We start from the raw sequence: 24,013 nt of genomic DNA, 5'->3' as shown, positions 1-24,013 counted from the left end.
GATCGACATGGCCAATCGTGCCGATGTTCACATGAGGCTTTGTACGCTCGAATTTACCTTTTGCCATGTGATCTCTCCATTCCTGCTCGCCCGTGCGGGCTTTGAATTAAGTTAGCGCTGCAACCCGTTCGGGCTACGCGTATTTCTTCTGGACTTCCTGAGCGACCGCGGTCGGCACCGGCTCGTAGTGATCGAACTGCATCGTGTAGGCCGCGCGGCCTTGGCTCATCGAGCGCAAATTGTCGACGTATTTGAACATGTTGGCGAGCGGCACCATTGCGTTGATGACCACCGCCACGCCACGGGCTTCCTGGCCTTGGATCTGGCCGCGACGGCCGTTCAGGTCGCCGATGACGCTGCCGACATAATCTTCCGGCGTCACCACTTCGACCTTCATGATCGGCTCGAGCAACTGCACGCCAAGCCTGGGCGCCGCTTCACGGAAGCAGGCACGGCCAGCGATTTCGAAGGCCAGAACGCTGGAATCCACGTCGTGGTAGGCACCATCGATCAGCGTCGCCTTGACGCCGATCATCGGGAAGCCGGCGAACGGGCCCGACGTCATGACGCTGTTGATGCCCTTTTCGACGCCGGGGATGTATTCCTTCGGCACAGCGCCGCCAACGATCTTGGATTCGAACAGGAATTCGCTGCTTTCCGGATTTGGCTCGAAAAGAATTTTGACGCGAGCGAACTGACCGGTGCCGCCGGTCTGCTTCTTATGGGTGTAGTCCTGCTCTTGGCTGCGGGTGATCGTCTCGCGATATGCCACCTGCGGCGCGCCGACATTGGCCTCGACCTTGAACTCGCGGCGCATGCGGTCGACGATGATGTCGAGGTGGAGCTCGCCCATGCCGGAAATGATCGTCTGGCCTGATTCCTCGTCGGTCTTGACGCGGAAGGACGGGTCCTCGGCAGCCAGGCGATGCAGCGCAAGGCCCATCTTTTCCTGGTCGTTCTTGGTCTTCGGCTCAATCGCGATCTGGATGACCGGATCGGGGAACTCCATGCGCTCGAGAATGACCGGATGCAGCGGATCGCAGAGCGTGTCGCCCGTGGTCGTGTCCTTGAGGCCGGCCAAGGCGACGATGTCGCCGGCGAAAGCCTCTTCGACGTCAGCGCGCGAATTCGCATGCATCTGCAGCATACGACCGATGCGCTCCTTCTTGCCCTTGACCGTGTTGTCGACCGAGATGCCCTTGGTGAGCTTGCCCGAATAGATGCGGGCGAAAGTGAGCGAGCCGACGAACGGGTCGTTCATGATCTTGAAGGCGAGCATCGACAGCGGCTCATTGTCGTCGGCATGACGCTCGATCTCGGCGTCGGTCTTGGCGTCGACACCCTTGATGGCCGGAACGTCGGCCGGCGACGGCAGGTATTCAACAACGGCGTCGAGCAGCGGCTGCACGCCCTTGTTCTTGAAGGCCGAGCCACAGAACATCGGGTAGAATTTCACCGCAATGGTGCCCTTGCGGATCAGCGCACGGATCTCGTCATTGTCGGGCATCTTGCCTTCGAGGTAATTCTCAAGCGCCGTCTCGTCCATTTCGACGGCGGCCTCGATCATCTTCTCGCGGTATTCTTCCGCACGAGCCTTGAGATCGTCCGGGATCTCGACGACGTCCCAGGCAGCGCCCAGCGTTTCGTCGCGCCAGACCAGCGCGTTCATCTCGACGAGGTCGACGATGCCCTTGAACTCGGTCTCTGCACCGATCGGCAGCTGCATGACGACGGCATGCGCGCCGAGGCGCGAGCCGATCATCTCGACCGAGCGGTAAAAATCGGCGCCGATCTTGTCCATCTTGTTGCAGAAGATCATGCGCGGCACGCGGTATTTGTCGGCCTGGCGCCAGACGGTTTCCGTCTGCGGCTCGACACCGGCATTGGCGTCGAGCAGCGCAATGGCGCCGTCGAGCACGCGCAGCGAACGCTCAACCTCGATGGTGAAGTCGACGTGGCCGGGGGTGTCGATGATGTTGAAGCGGTGCATCTTGCCGTCACGACCCTTCCAGAAGGTCGTGGTCGCGGCGGACGTGATGGTGATGCCGCGTTCCTGCTCCTGCTCCATCCAATCCATGGTGGCAGCGCCGTCATGGACCTCGCCGATCTTGTGCGACTTGCCCGTGTAGTAGAGGACGCGCTCGGTGGTCGTCGTCTTGCCGGCGTCGATATGCGCCATGATACCGAAATTGCGGTAGTCTTCGATTTTATATTCGCGGGCCATGGGAGGTGCCTCTTCAGTCTCGTTCGCGCTTTACCAGCGGTAGTGCGCGAAGGCGCGGTTGGCTTCTGCCATCTTGTGGGTGTCTTCACGCTTCTTGACGGCGGTGCCGCGGTTGTTGGCCGCGTCCATCAGCTCGCCGGAGAGGCGGTCGACCATCGTGGTCTCGTTGCGGTTGCGGGCGGCAGCGATCAGCCAGCGGATGGCCAGCGCCTGACGGCGCTCGGGGCGCACATCGACCGGAACCTGGTAGGTGGCGCCACCGACGCGGCGCGAACGCACTTCCACATGCGGCGCGACATTGTCGAGCGCTTGATGGAAGACGGTGACCGGCTCCTGCTTGGTCTTCGACTGAACCTGGTCGAGCGCGCCGTAGACGATGGTCTCGGCAACCGACTTCTTGCCGTCATACATGACGGCGTTCATGAACTTGGTGACGATCAGATCGCCGAACTTCGGGTCCGGATTGATCTCACGCTTTTCTGCACTGTGACGACGGGACATTTTTTCTCTGCCTCAATTCTGCGTGGTGGCCTGGACCCCGGATCGTCGCCTGGCGCCGTCCGGGATGACCTCGGCTACGCTTCGGTCACTTCGGACGCTTGGCGCCGTATTTCGAACGGCGCTGCTTGCGGTTCTTCACACCCTGCGTGTCGAGCACGCCGCGGATGATATGGTAGCGAACGCCTGGAAGATCCTTGACGCGGCCGCCGCGGATCATGACCACGGAGTGCTCCTGAAGGTTGTGACCTTCGCCGGGGATATAACCGATCACTTCAAAACCATTGGTCAGGCGGATCTTGGCCACCTTGCGCAGCGCCGAGTTCGGCTTCTTCGGCGTCGTGGTGTAGACGCGCGTGCAGACGCCCCGCTTCTGCGGGTTCTGCTGCATGGCCGGGACCTTGTTGCGCTTCACCGGCGCAATGCGCGGCTTGCGGATCAGCTGGTTGACGGTAGGCATTAAACCCTCTTGTCTCTCAATTCCGTGTCTCGCCCGGTCAGGGCCGCTAAAAGCGTCATTTCCATACGCAAATTCGGGCCACAAACCGCGCCTCGCGGTCTTGCCCGAACAAATGGCAGAGGAAGCGGAAGCCGCTTCATGCACGCCGGAAATGTCTTTTCGCTCGTAAAACGAACCCTGTTTGAGGCAAACTCCAAAGCGTGTCGCTTCGGAAGGGAGAGCCTCACATCGGTTCTGACTGGGCGGCTTCTACTCGCAAGCCTGTTGCCCGTCAACCCCGGGCCGCCAAATATTACGTTGAAACCGAGGCTTGGCAGCCATGCGAAAAGCGCATGTAATTTTCTTTCGCCATTTTGCAAGGGGAAGGAAGAAAGTGACCGGCTTTCGGCTGTTGCGCAGCCCTGCTTCATGCGAAAAAGGCGGCATGAACAGCGCAAATCCCCCCGCCCGGAGGAATCGGCCCGTGAACGACAATGATGAGCGCCCGGTCACCATCATCACCGGCCGGGCATGGAAAAAGAAGGGCGGCAGGCCGGAAGGCGTCCACCTCATGCTGGTCGCGCCCGACGACGATTCGGCGGTGCGCCGGGCGCTCGAATCGCTCGCGGCCGAAGGTTATGCCGAGGCGGAGCTCGACCAGATCGGCGACCTGGACGGCGTGCCCGACGAAGAGCCACACCTGTCCGCCTATCAGGGCGCGCTCGAAGGCGAAGTCTCGATCGTCACCTTCGACGTGCCAGTCTGAAGCAGGCCCAGTCTGAAGCAGGGCCAGTCTGAAGCAGGGCCAGTCTGAAGCAGGGCCGATCTGTTCGGGGTCTGTCTGAAACGAAGCCGATTTCGGCAGCCTGCGGGCAAGCTCCTGCCGCTTGCCCGACATCGGTTCTCTGCTAAGAACCATCGCTGCCAAGAGCAATTCATTTCCAATCCGCGGAGTCTCCCATGTCCAGGAACAACGACCCCATCAAGCTCGGCATCGTCGGGGTAGGAAAGATCGTCCGCGACCAGCATCTGCCGGCCTTGGCGAAGGACCAGGCCTACCGCCTCGTCGCCGCCGCCAGCCGGCACGGCAAGGTGGAAGACATCCCGAATTTCCCAACCATCGAGGCGATGCTCGACGCCGTGCCGGAGCTCGAGGCCGTATCGCTCTGCATGCCGCCGCAGTTCCGCTATGACGCCGCGCGGACAGCGCTGGAAGCGAAAAAACATGTCTTCCTGGAAAAGCCGCCCGGAGCCACGGTCAGCGAGGTCGAAGACCTGAAAGCACTGGCCGCGGCAAACGGCGTCTCGCTGTTCGCCAGCTGGCATTCGCGCTATGCGCCGGCGGTGGAAGCCGCGCGTGCATTTCTCGGCTCGACCCAGATCAGCTCAGCAGCCATCAACTGGAAGGAGGACGTGCGCCGCTGGCACCCGAACCAGGACTGGATCTGGGCGCCAGGCGGCTTCGGCGTGTTCGATCCCGGCATCAACGCGCTGTCGATTGCGACCCACATATTGCCGGCGATGTTCATCACCTCGGCAATTCTCGATTTTCCCGAAAACCGCGCGGCCCCGATCGCTGCACATATCGCCTTCCGCACCTCGAACGGCTTGCCGGTGACGATGGAGCTCGACTGGCGCCAGACCGGCCCGCAAAGCTGGGACATCCTGGCCGAGACGGACAAGGGCGCGATGCTGCTTTCGGGCGGCGGCTCAAAACTAGCGGTCGACGGCCGCGTCGTTCACGACGAGCCGGAAGCCGAATATCCGATGCTCTACAGGCGTTTCGCCGAGATCGTGCGCGCCGGCGTCTCGGACGTCGATCTTGCCCCGCTCCAGCATGTCGCCGACGCCTTCATGCTCGGCAAGCGCAACGTGGTGGAAGCGTTTTTCGATTGATGATTTGACCTTAGATGGCGGAGCCATTCAACGTCTGACCGTCTCTCCGGAAATATGTTTCGGCACCGTCGACAAAAACTCGAATTAGTTCCCCAAGATCTTCAACCCGGTTGTAGATCGGCTTGACGAGCCAGTTCGATGATCGATCGAGAAACCCGTATTTCCCGTCGAGTTTGCCTTCAGCAAGACCGTCAACCATTGGCCAAGCGACATCCAGCACTGGTTCGAGCACCCAAGATCCACGCATATTGATAAATCCAAAGCGATCTTCATATTCGACGGGAGCCATACCTTCTGAGTACCGGCGACCACTCTGGAAACGCGGCTCTACAACCCACGCGCCGGCACGGTCGATAAACCCCCATCCTTCGTCTTCAAGGGTGATGTCATCACCGGGATCGCCTCGCTGTACGCACGCAAATCCGTCAGAGAAACCCTCTGCGCGATGGAACTTTGGCTCGATAACCCATTTCCCATCTTGGTCAACATAGCCCTCGAGATATCCTCGGGCATCAGTCATCACGCCAGCAACAGCGAGCCGGCTCAAAGGGTCAGGTACAAAGAGGCGTCCGAAGGTCGGCGGAACAATCCAGCTTCCAGTCGTGCCAAGGTAGCCAAATAGTCCGCCTGGGAGCTTCGCGATTGCCGTGCCGCGATAGAACGCGCCGATCATTTCGTAGACGGGCGGAATTACCCAGCTCCCGGCGAAGTTTACGCATCCATACTTCTCCTCGAAAACAACGCTGCAGAGGCCGGACGAAAACCATGTCATAAACGAAAAACGCGGCTCAATGATCCAATTTCCCGCATCGTCGATAAGGCCCCAATTTCGATCCACCCGCGCTCGCACCGGACCTTCCCATAAGTGCTAAGCGTGGCAGTTCCCTCCGGAGCAGCCAACCAGTGGCCCCGCTTATTCAGGACCCCCCATCGATCGGCCGAAATCGCGGCGGCCCTGCCGCCGTGGAAACGGCTAGCCTTGTCAAAAGTCGGGTTGATGACCCAATCACCATTGCGATCAATGTATCCGATTTTGCCATTCGACTTAGAGCGCAGCGGCCACAACGCTTGATCGCCATCAAAAAAGGTCATGGGTGTTCTCGTTGGACCAAAACATGTGCCTGCAGGAATTTCCAGACTATGGATTCAGTAAAGACTTAAGACCGTTTGCACCAAACAAAAAAGCCGCCGGGTTGCCCCGACGGCTTTGTTGCCTGATATCTGTACCGCCGCGCTTACTGCGCGGCGGAAGCCATGTCGGTCAGCATCGGATCGGCGACCTCGACGCCCGACGCCTTGCGGCGCTCGTCGATGATCAACTCGTCGCGCGAGGTGGCGATGCGCCGGATCTGGCTCATCGTGCCGCCGGTGCCGGCCGGGATCAGCCGGCCGACGATGACGTTTTCCTTCAGCCCCTGCAGCATGTCGGTCTTGCCGGCAACCGCCGCTTCGGTCAGCACCCTGGTCGTCTCCTGGAAGGAGGCGGCCGAGATGAACGACGGCGTCTGCAGCGAGGCCTTGGTGATGCCCAAGAGCACCGGCTGGCCTTCGGCCGGCTTCTTGCCGTCCTCGACCAGGCGCTCATTGACCTCTTCCAGCTCGATCACGTCGACGTGGTCGCCCGGAATGTAGGTCGAGTCGCCCTGCGCAGTGATCTCGACCTTCTGCAGCATCTGGCGAACGATCACCTCGATGTGCTTGTCGTTGATCGACACGCCCTGCAGGCGGTAGACCTCCTGGATCTCGTTGACGAGGTAGGACGCAAGCGCCTCCACGCCCTTGATCGCCAGGATGTCGTGCGGCGCCGGATTGCCGTCGAGGATGTAGTCGCCCTTCTCGATGACGTCGCCGTCCTGGAGATGGAACGGCTTGCCCTTCGGGATCAGGTATTCGACCGGCTCAAGCGTCGAGTCATGCGGCTCGATGATAATGCGGCGCTTGTTCTTGTAGTCGCGGCCGAAGCGGATCGTGCCGTCGATCTCGGCGATGATGGCGTGATCCTTCGGACGACGTGCCTCGAACAGTTCGGCAACACGCGGCAGACCGCCGGTGATGTCCTTGGTCTTGGCGCTTTCCATCGGGATACGCGCCAGCACGTCGCCGGGGCGAACCTGTGCACCCGGCTCGACCGAAAGAATGGCCTCGACCGAGAGCAGGAAGCGAGCGTCGCCGCCCTTCGACAGTTTGCCGACCTTGCCCTTGGTGTCCTGGACGACGATCGCCGGCTTGAGATCGTTGCCGCGTGGCGTCGAACGCCAGTCGATGACCTCGCGCTTGGTGATGCCGGTCGATTCGTCGGCCGTTTCCTGGACGGAAATGCCATCGACCAGATCCTCGAACGCCACCTTGCCCTCGATTTCGGTGAGGACCGGGCGGGTATAGGGATCCCACTCGGCGATGCGCTGGCCGCGCTTCACCTTGTCGCCATCGTCCACGAAGATGCGCGAACCATAGGTGACACGGTGCGTGGCGCGCTCCTTGCCGGCCTCGTCGAGGATCAGCACCGCCATGTTGCGGCCCATGACCATCTGCTGGCCGTCGGAGTTGCGTACCACGTTGCGGTTGCGGATCTCGACCTTGCCCTCATACGAGGCTTCAAGGAACGACGAGTCCACCACCTGCGCCGTACCGCCCATGTGGAAGGTACGCATGGTGAGCTGGGTGCCCGGCTCGCCGATCGACTGCGCCGCGATGACGCCGACAGCCTCGCCCTGGTTGACCGGGGTGCCGCGGGCCAGATCGCGTCCGTAGCAGACCGCGCATACACCGACCCTGACGTCGCAGGTCAGCGCCGAGCGGATGCGGACCGACTGGACGCCGGCCTGTTCGATCTGCTCGACGTCGCGTTCGTCCATCAGCGTTCCGGCCTTGACCAAAACCTCACCCGTGACCGGATGAGTGATGTCGTCGAGCGCCGTGCGGCCGAGAACGCGCTGGCCGACGGAAGCGACGACCTGGCCGGCATCGACGATCGGCTGCATGGTGAGGCCTTTATCGGTGCCGCAGTCGACGGAGTTGACGATGCAGTCCTGCGCCACGTCGACCAGACGACGGGTGAGGTAACCCGAGTTCGCCGTCTTCAAGGCGGTGTCGGCCAGACCCTTACGGGCGCCGTGGGTCGAGTTGAAGTACTCGAGCACGGTCAGGCCTTCCTTGAAGTTCGAGATGATCGGCGTCTCGATGATTTCACCGCTAGGCTTGGCCATCAGGCCGCGCATACCGGCAAGCTGGCGCATCTGGGTGGGCGAGCCGCGCGCACCGGAGTGCGACATCATGTAAATCGAGTTCATCGGCTTTTGACGGCCATTATCCTCGAACTCGACCGCCTTGATGCGGGCCATCATCTCGTCGGCGACCTTTTCCGAGCACTTGGCCCAGGCGTCGACGACCTTGTTGTACTTCTCGCCCTGCGTGATCAGCCCGTCATTGTACTGCTGCTCGTATTCCTTGGCCAAAGCCTCGGTGTCGGAGACCAGCTTGATCTTGGCATCCGGGATCAGCATGTCGTCCTTGCCGAACGAAATGCCGGCGCGGCAGGCGTGGCTGAAGCCGAGGGCCATGATGCGGTCGCAGAAAATGACCGTCTCCTTCTGACCGCAATGGCGGTAGACGGTGTCGATCATCTTGGAGATGTTCTTCTTGGTCATCTCCTGGTTGGCGGTCTCGTACGGTACGTTGACGTTCTTCGGCAGAAGCTCGCCGATGATCATCCGGCCGGGCGTGGTGTCGTAAATCTTCGAAACGACCTTGCCGTCCGCATCGACCGTGCGGAAGCGGCCCTTGATCTTGGAGTGCAACGTCACCGCCTTGGTCTCGAGCGCGTGCTGAAGTTCGCCCATATCGGCAAACACCATGCCCTCGCCCGGCTCGTTCTGGTTGACGATCGAGAGATAGTAGAGACCCAGAACCATGTCCTGCGACGGCACGATGATCGGCGCGCCCGAAGCCGGGTGCAAGATGTTGTTGGTCGACATCATCAGCACGCGGGCTTCGAGCTGCGCTTCCAGCGACAGCGGCACGTGAACCGCCATCTGGTCGCCGTCGAAGTCGGCGTTGAAAGCCGTGCAGACCAGCGGGTGAAGCTGGATAGCCTTGCCTTCGATCAGGATCGGCTCGAACGCCTGGATGCCGAGGCGGTGCAGAGTCGGCGCACGGTTCAAGAGCACCGGATGCTCGCGAATGACCTCGTCGAGGATATCCCAGACCTCCGGACGCTCCTTCTCGACCAGCTTCTTCGCCTGCTTGACGGTCGAGGAATAACCCTTGGCGTCGAGACGGGCATAGATGAAGGGCTTGAACAGTTCGAGCGCCATCTTCTTCGGCAGGCCGCACTGGTGCAGCTTGAGCTCCGGACCGGTGACGATGACCGAGCGGCCGGAATAATCGACGCGCTTGCCGAGCAGGTTCTGGCGGAACCGGCCTTGCTTGCCCTTGAGCATGTCCGACAGCGACTTCAGCGGACGCTTGTTGGCGCCGGTGATGACACGGCCGCGACGGCCGTTGTCGAACAGCGCGTCAACGGCTTCCTGCAGCATGCGCTTTTCATTGCGCACGATGATGCCGGGCGCACGCAGCTCGATCAGCCGCTTCAGGCGGTTGTTGCGGTTGATGACGCGGCGATAGAGATCGTTGAGATCGGACGTGGCGAAGCGGCCGCCGTCCAGCGGAACCAGCGGGCGCAGGTCCGGCGGGATCACCGGTACCACCTTCATGATCATCCATTCCGGACGGTTGCCGGACTCCATGAAGTTCTCGACCACCTTGAGCCGCTTCAGATACTTCTTCTGCTTGAGCTCGGACGTGGTCGAAGCCAGCTCCGAACGCAGGTCGCCGGCGATCTTTTCCAGGTCCATGCCGGCCAGAAGGTCGTGGATGGCCTCGGCGCCGATCATGGCGGTGAAGCTATCTTCGCCATATTCGTCGACGGCCATCATGTACTCTTCCTCGCTGAGGAGCTGGTGCTCCTTCAGCGCGGTGAGGCCGGGCTCGGTGACGATGTAGTTCTCGAAGTAGAGAACGCGCTCGATGTCCTTCAGCGTCATGTCGAGCAGCGTGCCGATACGCGACGGCAGCGACTTCAGGAACCAGATATGGGCGACGGGCGCGGCCAGTTCGATATGGCCCATGCGCTCGCGGCGGACGCGCGACAGCGTGACTTCGACGCCGCACTTCTCGCAGATGACGCCCTTGTACTTCATGCGCTTGTACTTCCCGCACAGGCACTCGTAGTCCTTGATCGGACCGAAAATGCGCGCGCAGAAGAGGCCGTCACGCTCCGGCTTGAAGGTGCGGTAGTTGATGGTCTCCGGCTTCTTGATCTCGCCGAACGACCAGGACAGAATCTTCTCAGGGCTGGCGAGCGAGATCCGGATGGAATCGAACACCTGCGCAGGCGCCTGGGGGTTGAAGAGATTCATGACCTCTTGGTTCATGCCGTTCTCCTTTTCGGGGTCCTCGAAAACCCCTTGCATCTAGCGCGGGCCAAACGCCCGCCGACTTGATCGGCCATCGGCCGAAGAATTTGGTGCGTCCGGTCGCGGAAGCCGCGACCGGACGTCTTGCTCACTCGGCCGCGTCGGGCAGCCGAACCGGGCTGTCGTCCAGCTTGGTGTTCTCCAGCTCGACATTGAGGCCCAGAGAACGCATTTCCTTGACGAGAACGTTGAAGCTCTCTGGGATGCCGGCCTCGAACGTGTCGTCGCCTCTGACGATCGCCTCGTAGACCTTGGTGCGGCCGGCAACGTCATCCGACTTCACCGTCAGCATCTCCTGCAGCGTGTAGGCGGCGCCGTACGCTTCGAGCGCCCAGACCTCCATCTCGCCGAAGCGCTGGCCACCGAACTGCGCCTTGCCGCCCAGCGGCTGCTGGGTAACGAGCGAGTACGGCCCGATCGAACGCGCGTGGATCTTGTCGTCCACAAGGTGGTGAAGCTTGAGCATATATATGTAGCCCATCGTCACCTTGCGATCGAACGGCTCGCCGGTGCGTCCGTCATATAGCTGCGACTGACCGCTGGTGTGCAGGCCCGCCTGCTCCAGCATGATGTTGATGTCGGCCTCGTGCGCGCCGTCGAACACCGGTGTCGCGATGGAGACGCCGCGGCGCATCTGCTCGCTGAGGCGAACGACGCTCTCGTCGTCATAGTCGCGGATCGGCTCGTTGCGGTCGTTCGCCGGCATGAAGCTCTCGAGTGTCTTGCGCAGCGGCTTGATGTCGCCGCCTGTCTTGTACGCGTCGATCAGCTCGCCGATCTTCCTGCCCATTCCGGCGCAAGCCCAGCCCAGATGCGTCTCCAGGATCTGGCCGACATTCATGCGGCTCGGCACACCCAGCGGGTTGAGCACGATATCGGCATGCGTGCCGTCCTCGAGGAACGGCATGTCCTCGACCGGAACGATCCGCGAGACGACACCCTTGTTGCCGTGCCGGCCGGCCATCTTGTCGCCGGGCTGCATCTTGCGCTTCACGGCCACGAAGACCTTGACCATCTTCATGACGCCGGGAGGCATCTCGTCGCCGCGCTGGACCTTCTCGACCTTGTCCATGAAGCGCTGTTCGAGCGCCTTCTTGGAATCGTCGTACTGGCCACGCAGGGCTTCCAGTTCGCTCTGGAGCTTTTCGTTCTCCACCGCAAACTGCCACCACTGCGAACGCGGATACTCGTCGAGCGTGTCCTTCGACAGCTTCGAGCCCTTCTTGAAGCCCTTCGGCCCGGCAATCGCGTCCTTGCCGACGAGAACGTCGGACAGGCGCGAATAGACGTTGCGGTCGAGGATCGCCTGCTCGTCGTCGCGGTCCTTGGCGAGGCGTTCGATCTCCTCGCGTTCGATCGCCATGGCGCGCTCGTCCTTCTCCACACCGTGGCGATTGAAGACGCGCACTTCGACGACGGTGCCGAAGGTTCCGGGCGGCATGCGCATCGAGGTGTCGCGCACGTCCGATGCCTTTTCGCCAAAGATGGCGCGCAGAAGCTTTTCTTCCGGCGTCATCGGGCTTTCGCCCTTCGGTGTGATCTTGCCGACCAGGATGTCGCCCGGCTGCACTTCCGCACCGATATAGACGATGCCGGCCTCGTCGAGGTTCTTCAGCGCTTCTTCCGAGACGTTGGGAATGTCGCGCGTGATCTCCTCCGGCCCGAGCTTGGTGTCGCGCGCCATGACCTCGAACTCCTCGATATGGATCGAGGTGAAGACGTCGTCGGCGACGATGCGCTCGGACAAGAGGATCGAGTCCTCGTAGTTGTAGCCGTTCCACGGCATGAACGCGACCAGCACGTTGCGGCCGAGCGCCAGATCGCCGAGTTCGGTCGACGGACCGTCGGCGATGATGTCGCCCTTGTTGACCCGGTCACCCATGCGCACCAGCGGACGCTGGTTGATGCAGGTGTTCTGGTTCGAACGCTGGAACTTCATCAGCCGGTAGATGTCGACGCCCGACTTGCCGGGATCGAGATCTTCCGTGGCGCGGATAACGATACGCGTTGCGTCCACCTGGTCGACGATACCGCCGCGGCGGGCGCCAATGGCGGCGCCCGAGTCACGGGCGACGATCGGCTCCATGCCGGTGCCGACAAACGGCGCTTCGGCGCGCACCAGCGGCACGGCCTGCCGCTGCATGTTCGAGCCCATCAGAGCGCGGTTGGCGTCGTCATTCTCGAGGAACGGGATCAGGGCCGCTGCCACCGACACCATCTGCTTCGGCGACACGTCCATCAGATCGACGTTTTCGCGCGGCGCCATCATCACTTCGCCGGCATTGCGGCAAATGACGAATTCGTCGACGAAACCACCATTCTTGTCGAGCTCGGCATTGGCCTGCGCGACGTGGTGCTTGGCCTCTTCCATCGCCGACAGATAGACGACCTCATTGGTCAGCTTGCCGTTGACGATCTTGCGGTACGGGCTCTCGATGAAGCCGTACTTGTTGACGCGCGCGAAGGTGGCCAGCGAGTTGATCAGACCGATATTCGGGCCTTCCGGCGTCTCGATCGGGCAGATGCGGCCGTAATGCGTCGGGTGCACGTCGCGCACCTCGAAACCGGCGCGCTCGCGGGTCAGACCACCGGGTCCAAGCGCCGAGAGACGGCGCTTGTGGGTGATCTCCGACAGCGGGTTGGTCTGGTCCATGAACTGCGACAGCTGCGAGGAACCGAAGAACTCGCGCACGGCGGCAGCCGCCGGCTTGGCGTTGATCAGGTCCTGCGGCATCACCGTGTCGATCTCGATCGAGGACATGCGTTCCTTGATTGCGCGCTCCATGCGCAGCAGGCCGACGCGGTACTGGTTCTCCATCAGCTCGCCGACCGAGCGCACGCGGCGATTGCCGAGATTGTCGATGTCGTCGATCTCGCCCTTGCCGTCGCGCAGTTCGACCAGTGTCTTGACCACGGCCAGGATGTCGTCCTTGCGCAGCACGCGGACGGTGTCCTCGGCCTTGAGCTCGAGGCGCATGTTCATCTTGACGCGGCCGACGGCCGACAGATCGTAGCGCTCGCTGTCGAAGAACAGCGAGTTGAACATGGCTTCGGCGGTTTCGAGCGTCGGCGGCTCGCCGGGGCGCATGACGCGGTAGATGTCGAACAGCGCGTCCTGGCGGCTTTCGTTCTTGTCGACGTTGAGCGTGTTGCGGATATAGGCGCCGACATTGACGTGGTCGATGTCGAGAACCTTGATCTCGTCGTCGCCGGCGCTGAGAAGCACCTTCAGCGTCTTTTCGTCGATCTCGTCGCCGGCTTCGAGGAAAATCTCGCCGGTCGCGTAGTTGACGATGTCCTCGGCAAGGTAGTTGCCGAGCAGGTCCTCGTCCGTCGCCTTGATCGCCTTGAGACCCTTTTCGCCGAGCTGGCGGGCCTGGCGGGCAGTGATCTTCTTGCCGGCCTCGACGACGACCTCGTTGGTGTCTGCATCGACCAGGTCGCCGACGGCCTTGAGGCCGCGGAAACGCTCGACGTTGAACGGGATGCGCCAATGGTCGCCGGCGCGCTTGTAGGTGATCTTGTTGTAGAAGGTCGACAGGATCTCCTCGCCGTCCATGCCGAGCGCCATCAACAGCGACGACACCGGAATCTTGCGGCGGCGGTCGATGCGGGCGTGCACGACGTCCTTCGAGTCGAACTCGATGTCGAGCCACGAGCCACGATAGGGGATGACGCGCGCGGCAAACAGCAGCTTGCCCGACGAGTGCGACTTGCCCTTGTCATGGTCGAAGAAGACGCCCGGCGAACGGTGCATCTGCGAGACGATGACACGCTCGGTGCCGTTGACGATGAAGGTGCCGTTCAAGGTCATGAGCGGCATGTCGCCCATGTAGACGTCCTGCTCCTTGATGTCCTTGATCGACTTGGCGCCGGTATCCTCGTCGATATCGAACACGATGAGGCGCAGCGTCACCTTGAGTGGCGCGGCATAGGTCAGGTCGCGCTGACGGCATTCGTCAACATCGAATTTCGGTGCTTCGAACTCGTACTTCACGAATTCCAGCATCGAGGAGCCGGAAAAGTCGGAGATCGGGAAGACCGATTTGAAAACCGCCTGCAGTCCCTCGTCAGGACGCCCGCCCTTGGGCTCCTCTACCATCAGGAATTGATCATAGGATGCCTTCTGAACCTCGATCAGGTTCGGCATCTCCGCAACTTCCGGAATCTTTCCGAAGAATTTGCGTACGCGTCTGCGGCCATTGAAAGTTTGTGTCTGGGCCATCGTCGCTCCTTAGCTCGATTCTCGGGGCGAGCCTCGCCGCGGCTCGCCTTGCATTCTCGGCCACCTCGGCGGCGGCCTTTTATTTGTTCACCCGCCACCCTGTCGGTGGCCGGCCAAAACGGGAGAAAACCCGTTTCCTGAAGGCCGGTTTACGGCCCTCAGGAAAGAGGTTTTCGTACTCTTCGCGTTACGCAGCCTCCCTTCACGCCAAGGGAGTGGCGGACGACGCGAAGCCGCCCGCCGATATCAAACGCTTACTTCAGTTCGACCTTGGCGCCGGCTGCTTCCAGCTGGGCCTTGAACTTGTCCGCGTCGGCCTTGGAAACGGCTTCCTTGACCGGCTTCGGAGCCGCCTCGACCAGGTCCTTGGCTTCTTTGAGGCCAAGACCGGTGATGGCGCGAACTTCCTTGATGACGTTGATCTTCTGAGCGCCCGCCTCGGTGAGGACGACGTCGAATTCCGTCTTTTCCTCGACCGGAGCAGCAGCAGCCGCGGCTCCGCCAGCGGCGGCAACCGCCACCGGAGCAGCAGCGGAAACGCCCCACTTTTCTTCCAGAAGCTTCGACAGCTCGGCCGCCTCGAGGACGGTCAGCTTCGAAAGGTCGTCTACGATCTTTGCCAGATCAGCCATTGCTATATTCCTTCATAAGGTTCGAACGTGTGTTTGTGATAGCGAGGAACGGCCTCATGCCGCCTCGTCCTTCCGGGCGTAAGCGCCGATGACACGCGCGACCGAAGCCGCAGGCGCATTGACGATCTGGGCGATCCGGGTTGCCGGCGTGGCGATCATGCCAACCAGCCTGCCGCGCAGCTCATCGAGCGACGGAAGTGTGGCGAGTGCCTTCACACCGTCGGCGTTGAGCGAGGTGGTGCCCATTGCGCCGCCGAGAATGACGAGCTTGTCATTTCCCTTGGCGAAATCGGACGCGACCTTCGGCGCCGCAATCGGATCCTCCGAATAGGCGATCAGCGTCTGTCCCTTGAACAGGTCGATGATCGAAGCGGAGTCCGTGCCCTGAAGAGCGATTTTGGCGAGACGGTTCTTCGCGACTTTGACGGTGCCACCGGCGACACGCATTTTCGACCGAAGGTCGTTCATTTGCGCGACGGTGATCCCGGCGTAGTGGGCCACGACGACTGAACCAGCGCCCGAAAACGCTTCATTCAGGCCCGTGACGAGTTCGCGTTTTTCCGCTCTGTCCACTGCCTATCTCCAGTTGACCCCAATCCTGTTAACGGGAACATTCCCATTACGAGGACAGGCGTCGGGTTGCCTTTTGCCGGTCGGGCCATCCAGTAACGGATCTCCCGAACGACGCTCGAGGATCCTGCCCCCTTTCGCCACACCAGCCGGCAAGCCGAAAGGTGCGCAGACAAAAGGCAAACACGGTTCGAACCTTTCATTGGAGCATGTCGCTCCGTTGTCCGGTCTTCACCCGTCTCATGCAGGCCCACATGAATTAAGGCCCCCTTGAACTAAGGCTTGGGGCCGCCCGCAATCTCGGACAGGATGTCCGGAAGCCTTCCGACTTCCGGTACCGGGCCGCCAAGATAAGTCGGAGGCCCGGAATTCTGTTTGCGGATCAGCTCTTTAGCGGCCGATCCGAATGGTTCGTATCAGGACGCTGCCAGCGTCGAGACGTCGAGCTTGAGGCCAGGGCCCATCGTCGAGGTGACCGACACCTTCTTGACGTAGTTGCCCTTGGCGCCAGCCGGCTTCGCCTTGTTCACCGCGTCAGCGAAGGCGCGGACGTTCTCTTCCAGCGCCTTGACGTCGAACGAGACCTTGCCGACGCCGCCATGCACGATACCGGCCTTCTCGACGCGGAACTCGACCGCGCCGCCCTTCGACGCCTTGACGGCGGCGGTAACGTCGGTGGTGACAGTGCCGACCTTCGGATTCGGCATCATGCCGCGCGGGCCGAGCACCTTGCCCAGACGGCCGACCAGCGGCATCATGTCCGGCGTGGCGATGCAGCGATCGAAGTCGATCGTGCCCTTCTGGACGATGTCGACCAGATCCTCGGCGCCAACAATATCGGCGCCGGCCGCCTTGGCTTCCTCGGCCTTGTCGCCACGCGCGAAAACGGCGACGCGGACGGTGCGGCCGGTGCCGTTCGGCAGATTGACCACGCCACGGACCATCTGGTCGGCATGGCGCGGGTCGACACCCAGGTTCATCGCGATTTCAACGGTCTCGTCGAACTTCACCGAGGACCGGTCCTTGAGCAGCTTCAGCGCCTCACCCAAGGCATAAGCCTTGTTGGGATCGATGCCTTCACGGGTCTTCGATACACGCTTTGCAATCTTTGCCATGATCTCAGCCCACCACTTCCAGACCCATCGAGCGGGCGGAGCCCTCGACCATGCGCATGGCCCCCTCGATATCGGTTGCGTTCAGATCCTTCATCTTCTGCTCGGCGATGGCGCGTACCTTGTCGCGGCCAATCGTGCCGGCCTTGACCTTGCCCGGCTCCTTCGAGCCCGACTTCAGGTTCGCGGCCTTCTTTAGGAAGTAGCTCACCGGCGGCGTCTTCATGACGAAGGTGAACGACTTGTCCTGGTAGTAGGTGATCACGACTGGAATCGGCGATCCCTTTTCCATTTCCTGGGTCTGCGCGTTGAACGCCTTGCAGAACTCCATGATGTTGATGCCGCGCTGACCAAGCGCCGGTCCGATCGGGGGCGACGGCGTAGCCGAACCCGCGGAAACCTGGAGCTTGAGCTGGCCCGCAATTTTCTTAGCCATCTCTTTCCTGCCTTTGTCTCATGCCGGCCCCACTATCTGGGCAACACCGGCGGTTGCAGTCTGGTGGTGCGGTTCCTGCGGCCGGCTAAAGCCGCATTCGCCTCCCACCCGTGTTGGCCGCGCGATTTCCACGCCGCCTCCCCTCACCGCCGAACGGCGACAGGGATTTCGGATCAGCCCTTTTCGACCTGCCCGAATTCGAGATCGACCGGCACGGCGCGCCCGAAGATCGAAACTTCCACCTTGAGCCGCGCCCGCTCCTCGTCCACTTCCTGGACGAAACCGTTGAACGACGCGAACGGACCGTCCGAGACGCGGATCGCCTCGCCGATCTCGAAAGTGACCGACGGCTTCGGCCGCTCGACGCCCTCCTGAACCTGATTCAGGATGCGCTGGGCCTCGGTCTCGGTGATCGGCACCGGCTTCGAGTCACCTAGGAAGCCGGTGACCTTCGGCGTGTTCTTGACGAGCGAGAACACCGCGTCGGTCAGGTTGGCCTTCAGGAGCACGTAGCCCGGGAAGAACTTGCGCTCGGCATCGACCTTGCGGCCGCGGCGTATCTCGACGACCTTCTCGGTCGGCACGACGATCTGCTCGATGTCAGCGGACAGGCCTTTCTGTTTGGCCTTGTTCTCGATGTCCTCGGCGACCTTTTTTTCAAAGTTCGAATAGGCGTGGACGATGTACCACCGCGCAGTCATTTCAAGACTCTCCGTAATCGCCGGACTTAGCGTCCGATGCCCAGAATCTGCTCGACCGCGAGGCCCATGAGCTGATCGGCGGTAAAGAAAAAGATCATCGCGATCACAGCAAACGCCAGGACCATCACCGTCGAGATCATCGTTTCGCGCCGCGACGGCCAAGTCACCTTGGCGGTCTCCGAGCGAACTTGCTGGAGAAAGACGAATGGATTTGTGGTTTTCGAAGCCATGTGCCGCTCTGTCTGCAAGACCCGTTGACCGGATCTCCTGGATGATCCCGCTGGCCGGGATGTGCCGCCTGAGCCTGTGTTCGCGCCGAATCAGCGCAATCATTTCGCCCATGCAAATCGGACGCGTAAAGCCGGCTTCCCAGCTCCACGCGTCGCGTGTCTGTTTCGTCTACATAAAACCGATTCTTGATCCACGCAAGTGGCAAGTGTCCGCTTTATGACCAAACGCCGCCTCGGAACCATCCAGTCGTCCCGTCCCGGCTATGGCCTCTTATGTCTCAAGACAGCCTATATGGCAAGTCACCGGCGGATTTTCAAAGGGCCAATGCGTGGAAGACCAGACAATTTTCATGAATTGGCCATTCCGAAAAATGGCACGGGTTTCATGAATTGGCCATTTCGAAAAATGGCACGGGCAGCAGGGCTCGAACCTACGACCTGCGGTTTTGGAGACCGCCGCTCTACCAACTGAGCTATGCCCGTATCGCGGGCTGCTATTTCACAAAGCGGGCGAGAACTCAAGTCGAGTTTTCAGGGATGCCCACGACAGCCCGCGATCGCCCAAATCCAAGCAGCAGCGCCCAGATGGATATGAGCAGTTCGATGGCGAAGGTCCAATGCAGGACAAAGCTCATGACCCAGTTGCGGTATGTGGCTGGGATCGCCACGAGTTCGGTTGCATGCCTGTCGAACGGCATCAGCCACATGATTGGCGATGCCACGGTATCCAGGACCATATGCAACAAGGCCGCGGCAAAGAAGACGCCGACGACGGCAAGATACTGCCGCGCGTGTCGTTTCGTGATCGCCAGCGCCACAAGGCCAGTCGCTACCCAAAACAGCGGCCAATGCGTGATGTAGGCGTGGTGGTGGATGCGTCCGCCGTCGACGAAATGGAAGTACAGCATATCGATATCGGGGATGACGGCGCCGATCATGGCGGCAGCCATCACGCCCGGCGCTTCGCGCCAGCGCTTCCGCGCCAACGTTCCCAGAATGTAGCCCGATGGAAGATGCGCGATCAGCATCGCAAGACCTGCTCCCCTGCCAAGATCCGATCGAGATATAGCGGCATATTGCGGCGTTATTCCGGAAGGGCATGGCGGCCCCAACTCGCCGGGCGGATCACTTCGCGCTCGGCCTGTACGGTCCGCCGGGCACGCCCCAGCCCCAGGCCGGCATCGGCTCGGTTTCGGGATCGCAGGTCTCGCTAAGGTTGGAGTTCATCTTCGCCAGCCGCGACCCCCATTCGACATAGGCCATGAAAGCCGAGCGGAATTCCGGATCGTCCGGCAATCCTACTTCATCGGCGGCGTCCGCCAGAAGATTGATCCAGCGGCGGCGCTGTTCCTCGCTCAGGTGCTTGCCGAGGTGATGCATGACCATCTCGCGGTGGCCGCCATGCTTCTCGCTGTAGGTTTTCGGTCCGCCAAAGACCTCGCCGATGAAGGCCGCGACATGGGCGGGGTGATCCGGTGACATGTTTTTGAACACCGGGCCGACGATGGGATCCCGGAACACCATGTCGTAGAAGGTTTTGGTCAGGCGATTCAACGCTTCGGTGCCGCCGGCCCATTCGAACAATGTCGGGATATTCTGGCTCATTCTCGATCCTCGACTGGCCGGACTGTCAATTGCTTCGAACGATATCGGAACTATCGAAGGTTGCTCAACCTGCCTCCATGGCCAGCTTGGGCCGGCTGCGGTGCCTGCGCCTTACAACTTGACCGGCGCCTTGGCCTGAACCTCGGACGTCGACACCACGCGGCAATTCTCCGGCACCGGCTCCGACTTGCAGATGGTCGGACCGGTAAATTCATCGACCGATTCAAGCCCGGTCGTCAGCCCGACTTTCACCATCATCTCGGGTTCGAGCTGCCGAGGGCGCGAGGCCGGCACCGACCGCATCGCCACCAGCAGGCGGGGTCCGACTGTCATGTCTTTGAGATAGGTCTTGACCAGCTGCTCCAATCCCATCGAATGCACGGTCAGCCGCGCACGAGGACCGACAAGGCGTCTGACGCCGCCGGCAAGCATGATCGGACAGGCTGCGCCGCACTCGCCGCTCGCATCAATCGAGAGCCCGACATAGACGCCATTCTCGGCGGTGCAATCCGCATTGTCCGGCTCGCATCCAATGAAATCCGTCCGCGCAACCGCCACGTCGAGCTTGCGTTCTCGGATCAACCTTCCGGCGGCCAGAGCGCCGAGCACGTCACCTCCCGGCGAGTTGATCACCACGGGCAGTCGCCTATCACCGATCGTGTCCAGCAGTTGGCGCAACCGTTCCGGCGTCTGAGCGCTAATCATGCCTTCCGCGGAGATCCATTCGGGACAATTGGGATCGCAGAGAAAACTTCTGCCGCGAACCAGAACGAAGCGCATATCTCCAACATCGGCCCGCTGCACGGTTTCGGGTTCGACCGGCGCGGCGGGAGCGGGCTTGGCGTACGCCACCACGTGGCCGGCTGGCGCCGGTATTTCCCTGCAGTTCGCAGCCACCGGATCGGTGTTGCATAGGGTTGGCGCGATCAGCAGGTCGACGGCATCCAGGCTGGTAACCAGCTTCGTCTGCAGCATGTCGTAGGGAGCCAACTGCTGGATGCTGCTGGCCGGCGTGTTCTTCATCGTCTCGAGCACGGCCTGGCCGACGCCCATTTCCTTCAGATACGCCGCCAGTCTTTTCTCCACCGACTTGCTCATCTCGTAGGTCTTGTAGCTGCCGGCGTTCTTGCGGCTGATGACCTTCTTGTCGACGATCTTCTTCTTGCCCCTCACCACGCGGTAGGTGGTTCGGTACTGCAATTTCGTCCGAATGTAGGTCGTGGTGATCTGATGAACGCCGAGATGGGCCCATTGCCCGACCACGCGCCTGATGCCGCCGGCAAACATCAGCGGGCAAGCGGAATTGCAAATCGCGCCGTCGGCATAGGCATTGCCGAAATAGCGAGCGGCCTTGCCGTCGTTTTCCGTGCAGTCCTTGGCATCGGGCTGGCAACCGGTGAACCGGGTCTTGCCGACCGCGATATCGAGTTTGTTCTTGCGGATCAGCCGACCAAGCGCCAGTGCCGCATCGACATTGCCGCCGGGAGAATCCACGACAACAGGCAGTTTTCGGCGGCCGAGCACCTTGAGCGTGCGCTTGAACAGGGCTGGCGTGCGGGCTTCTATGGAGCCTTCAGCGGATATCCATTCCGGGCAGATCGGTTCGCAACCAGGCGCGCTGCTGCGGACGACGACAAACCGCATCGTTGGACCAACATCCGACGCGGATTTTTTTGTATTCGCCGCGAAGGCAGCGTGTTCCATGCCAAGGAACGACGCCAGGCAGATCACCCCAAGCATCCACCATGTCTGGCCATTCAGACGGTGCCATGGAACCATTCGGGCAAGCCCCCCGCAATGCAAGCTATACTAGTTCAGCTTTGAAGGCTTGCAACAGAGTTTTGCGACGCCGCAGGCGCCGGCGAGCAGCGGCGGCGCTGTTCCTCGCTCAGATGCTTGCCGAGATGGTGCATCACCATCTCGCCGTGGACGCCTTGCTCTTCGCAGTAGGCCTTCGGCCTCCCAAGACCGGCCAACCGTCCTGTCGTCGAGATAGGGCTTTGGTAGTCCAACGGCTACGGCTTGAGTGGAAATTGTGCGTCAACCTTGAGCGCCGAAGCCGCCGGGCAATTTTGCGGCCTCGGTTCGGTCTTACAGACAGTTGGCCCCACCAAGTGGTTCGCCGATTCAGGTCCCGTCGTCAGTCCCATCGTCAACATTGTGCCGGGTTCGAGCCGGAGCCGGTCACGCTTATAATCGAAGCGGTCGAGCGGCATCGGCGGAAACAGATCCTGCCTGACCGACATTTCCGCAAGATAAGAGCGTATCCGCTCCGCGAATGCCAGTGATTGAACGCTGACTGGCACATTGGGGTCCACGAAACGTCTGACGCCCCCAGCAAGCATGATCGGGCAGGCGTCATCGCACCCCGCGCCTGAATCGGTCACGACACCAGGATAGAACCCATCCGTTGGCGCACACCCTTTGTCCTGCGGCTTGCACCCAGGAAAATCGGTGCGCGCAATCGCGACGTCAAGCTTGCGTTCGCGGATCAACCTTCCCATGGCCAAGGCGCTGAGCAAATCGCCTCCCGGCGAACTCACGATCAACGGCAGACGCCGGCAGCCGACCGTATCGAGCAATTGGCGAAATATCTTTAGGGTATCGGGAGTGATCGTGCCTTGCGCTGCAATCCATTCGGGACAATCGAGACCGCATTTCGGGTCGCTGCTCCGGACCAGGACAAAACGCATCTGCCAGGAATTGTCGACCGGCGCTGAACGGGCGGCCGACGGAGTGGCTGGAACGGCCCCTTGGACGGCCATCGCTGCCGCCTTCTTGGCATTCGCAGGGACCTCCCTGCAATTCCGCGGCGCAGGAGTCCGCTGGCATATGCCCGACAGCGTAAGTGTGTCGAGGGAGTCCCTGCTGGTGACCAGCTTCATCGTCAGCATGTCGTCGAGAGCGATCTGCCGGATGTCGCTGGCGGGCGTGGCCTTCATTCTGTCCAGCACGCCCCGCCCGACGCCCATCTCCCTGAGATAGGCCGAAAGCCTCCTCTCAAGCGCCTTGCTCATCTCATAGGTCTTGTATCCGACATTGTCTTGAGTGACGGTTTCTGTGGTGATCTTATACTTTTTGCCCCGCACAACTCGATAGGTGGTTTGATATTGCCGTGTGGTGCGGAAATGGGTCGTAGTGATCTGATGGACGCCCAGATAAGCCCAACTGCCGACCACGCGTCCGACGCCTCCGGCAAACATCAGCGGACATGCGGAGTTGCACATGGCACCGCCGTCGGACGCAATGCCGAAATATGCGGCGCCCTTGCCGTCATTGGCCCGGCAATCCTTCATCCCGGGCCAACAGTCTGAAAACTTGGTTGTACCGACGGCGATGTCGAGCTTGTTTTTGCGGATTATTCGACCAAGCTGGAGCGCAGCGTCGACATTGCCGCCCGGGGAATTGACGATAATCGGCAGTTTGCGGCGGCCGAGCGTCTTCAATATGCGCTTGAGCTGCGCTGGCGTGCCCGCTTCGATAGCGCCTTCAGCCGATATCCATTCCGGGCAGCTGGGCTCACAGCCCGGCGCGCTGCTGCGAACGACGGCGAACCGCATCGGCGAAATATCATCGGACCATATCTTCGGCTCGGTCCAAGTCGTCAGATCGGACCATTTCGGGAAGACATCCTCGGCTTTCGCCGCAAAGGCAGCCATCGCCATTGCGACCACCGGCGCCAGGCGAACCAGCCCGCGCCACCACCCGGCCATATTGTCTGAACGGCGTCCCGGAACCACGTTTTGGCGAAAGCCCCCTTGATGCAACCTATAATAGTTGCGGCGGTGGTGCTTGCAATAGCTTTGAAACGACCGCGCAAGATTGTTCTGCGTGGGGCCAGTAAATGTAGAAAGGGCGGCCCGAAGACCGCCCTTCCCTGTCGATCCGACAAATGCCGGCGTCGATTACTCTTTGATGGTGACGACGATGCCGGCACCGACGGTGCGGCCGCCTTCACGGATGGCGAAGCG

The 24,013-nt window shown here is 61.4% G+C and carries 20 protein-coding genes, 1 tRNA gene and 1 pseudogene; 3 read left to right on the top strand and 19 right to left on the bottom strand.

Annotated elements, in window-relative coordinates:
• The 4 genes and pseudogenes from ACWUKX_RS29660 to rpsL form a co-directional block, all read right to left on the bottom strand.
• Positions 1-67 (bottom strand): annotated as a pseudogene (locus tag ACWUKX_RS29660) (GTP-binding protein); the annotation flags it as partial.
• A 66-nt stretch (positions 68-133) separates the two neighbouring features.
• Positions 134-2,224 (bottom strand): elongation factor G, encoded by a 2,091-nt coding sequence (fusA, locus tag ACWUKX_RS29655; RefSeq protein WP_029352192.1) that lies wholly within the window; start codon positions 2,222-2,224, stop codon positions 134-136.
• Between the two features lie 30 nt (positions 2,225-2,254).
• Positions 2,255-2,725 (bottom strand): 30S ribosomal protein S7, encoded by a 471-nt coding sequence (gene rpsG, locus ACWUKX_RS29650; protein ID WP_008875664.1) that lies wholly within the window; start codon positions 2,723-2,725, stop codon positions 2,255-2,257.
• Positions 2,726-2,810: 85 nt separating this feature from the next.
• Complete coding sequence (rpsL, locus tag ACWUKX_RS29645; RefSeq protein WP_006333356.1) at positions 2,811-3,182, bottom strand: 30S ribosomal protein S12; 372 nt, start codon at positions 3,180-3,182, stop codon at positions 2,811-2,813.
• Between the two features lie 463 nt (positions 3,183-3,645).
• Here rpsL and ACWUKX_RS29640 point away from each other — a divergent pair, with 463 nt between their 5' ends.
• Positions 3,646-3,927 carry a hypothetical protein gene (locus ACWUKX_RS29640; protein WP_029352173.1) on the top strand — a complete coding sequence of 94 codons (282 nt, stop codon included), beginning with the start codon at positions 3,646-3,648 and terminating at the stop codon, positions 3,925-3,927.
• A gap of 194 nt (positions 3,928-4,121) precedes the next feature.
• A complete protein-coding gene (locus ACWUKX_RS29635) occupies positions 4,122-5,057 on the top strand; it encodes a Gfo/Idh/MocA family protein (protein WP_456010209.1) in 936 nt (311 codons plus the stop codon).
• 10 nt (positions 5,058-5,067) lie between these two features.
• Here ACWUKX_RS29635 and ACWUKX_RS29630 read toward each other — a convergent pair whose 3' ends face one another.
• The 15 genes from ACWUKX_RS29630 to ACWUKX_RS29560 form a co-directional block, all read right to left on the bottom strand.
• Entirely contained in the window at positions 5,068-5,895 is an 828-nt protein-coding gene (locus ACWUKX_RS29630; RefSeq protein ID WP_456010208.1) for a WG repeat-containing protein, read from the bottom strand.
• Positions 5,826-6,149 (bottom strand): WG repeat-containing protein, encoded by a 324-nt coding sequence (locus ACWUKX_RS29625; protein ID WP_456010206.1) that lies wholly within the window; start codon positions 6,147-6,149, stop codon positions 5,826-5,828. The genes ACWUKX_RS29630 and ACWUKX_RS29625 overlap by 70 nt, the downstream gene beginning before the upstream one ends.
• 143 nt (positions 6,150-6,292) lie before the next feature.
• A complete protein-coding gene (gene rpoC / locus ACWUKX_RS29620; RefSeq protein ID WP_127315885.1) occupies positions 6,293-10,489 on the bottom strand; it encodes a DNA-directed RNA polymerase subunit beta' in 4,197 nt (1,398 codons plus the stop codon).
• A 130-nt stretch (positions 10,490-10,619) separates the two neighbouring features.
• The gene (gene rpoB / locus ACWUKX_RS29615) at positions 10,620-14,756 is read right to left on the bottom strand and encodes a DNA-directed RNA polymerase subunit beta (RefSeq protein WP_029352168.1); all 4,137 of its coding nucleotides are present in this window, start codon (positions 14,754-14,756) and stop codon (positions 10,620-10,622) included.
• 254 nt (positions 14,757-15,010) lie between these two features.
• Positions 15,011-15,388, bottom strand: coding sequence for a 50S ribosomal protein L7/L12 (rplL, locus tag ACWUKX_RS29610; protein ID WP_023680442.1), 378 nt, complete (start codon positions 15,386-15,388; stop codon positions 15,011-15,013).
• A 54-nt stretch (positions 15,389-15,442) separates the two neighbouring features.
• Positions 15,443-15,961: a 50S ribosomal protein L10 gene (gene rplJ / locus ACWUKX_RS29605; RefSeq protein WP_065011395.1), complete on the bottom strand. Its 519-nt coding sequence runs from the start codon at positions 15,959-15,961 to the stop codon at positions 15,443-15,445.
• A gap of 413 nt (positions 15,962-16,374) precedes the next feature.
• Complete coding sequence (gene rplA / locus ACWUKX_RS29600; protein ID WP_095517171.1) at positions 16,375-17,073, bottom strand: 50S ribosomal protein L1; 699 nt, start codon at positions 17,071-17,073, stop codon at positions 16,375-16,377.
• Between the two features lie 4 nt (positions 17,074-17,077).
• Positions 17,078-17,506 (bottom strand): 50S ribosomal protein L11, encoded by a 429-nt coding sequence (rplK, locus tag ACWUKX_RS29595; protein ID WP_029352163.1) that lies wholly within the window; start codon positions 17,504-17,506, stop codon positions 17,078-17,080.
• A gap of 173 nt (positions 17,507-17,679) precedes the next feature.
• Positions 17,680-18,207, bottom strand: a complete 528-nt coding sequence (gene nusG / locus ACWUKX_RS29590) for a transcription termination/antitermination protein NusG (RefSeq protein ID WP_006202141.1) — start codon at positions 18,205-18,207, stop codon at positions 17,680-17,682.
• 26 nt (positions 18,208-18,233) lie between these two features.
• Positions 18,234-18,437 (bottom strand): preprotein translocase subunit SecE, encoded by a 204-nt coding sequence (gene secE, locus ACWUKX_RS29585; protein ID WP_029352158.1) that lies wholly within the window; start codon positions 18,435-18,437, stop codon positions 18,234-18,236.
• Between the two features lie 407 nt (positions 18,438-18,844).
• Positions 18,845-18,920: transfer RNA gene (locus ACWUKX_RS29580), tRNA-Trp, on the bottom strand.
• A gap of 35 nt (positions 18,921-18,955) precedes the next feature.
• Positions 18,956-19,465 carry a metal-dependent hydrolase gene (locus ACWUKX_RS29575; protein WP_456010204.1) on the bottom strand — a complete coding sequence of 170 codons (510 nt, stop codon included), beginning with the start codon at positions 19,463-19,465 and terminating at the stop codon, positions 18,956-18,958.
• A gap of 97 nt (positions 19,466-19,562) precedes the next feature.
• Complete coding sequence (locus ACWUKX_RS29570; protein ID WP_456010203.1) at positions 19,563-20,042, bottom strand: group II truncated hemoglobin; 480 nt, start codon at positions 20,040-20,042, stop codon at positions 19,563-19,565.
• A gap of 111 nt (positions 20,043-20,153) precedes the next feature.
• Positions 20,154-21,821, bottom strand: a complete 1,668-nt coding sequence (locus ACWUKX_RS29565; RefSeq protein ID WP_456010202.1) for a hypothetical protein — start codon at positions 21,819-21,821, stop codon at positions 20,154-20,156.
• Between the two features lie 236 nt (positions 21,822-22,057).
• Positions 22,058-23,602 carry a hypothetical protein gene (locus ACWUKX_RS29560; protein ID WP_456010201.1) on the bottom strand — a complete coding sequence of 515 codons (1,545 nt, stop codon included), beginning with the start codon at positions 23,600-23,602 and terminating at the stop codon, positions 22,058-22,060.
• Positions 23,603-23,785: 183 nt separating this feature from the next.
• On the opposite strand from ACWUKX_RS29560, the gene ACWUKX_RS29555 reads away from it, so the two are divergent.
• On the top strand, positions 23,786-24,013 hold a 228-nt coding region (locus ACWUKX_RS29555; RefSeq protein ID WP_456010199.1), incomplete at its 3' end, for a hypothetical protein.

It is taken from the genome of Mesorhizobium sp. f-mel, from assembly GCF_053850215.1.
The sequence above is the reverse complement of the archived record's forward strand: the minus strand, read 5'-3'. Positions and strand labels throughout refer to the sequence as shown.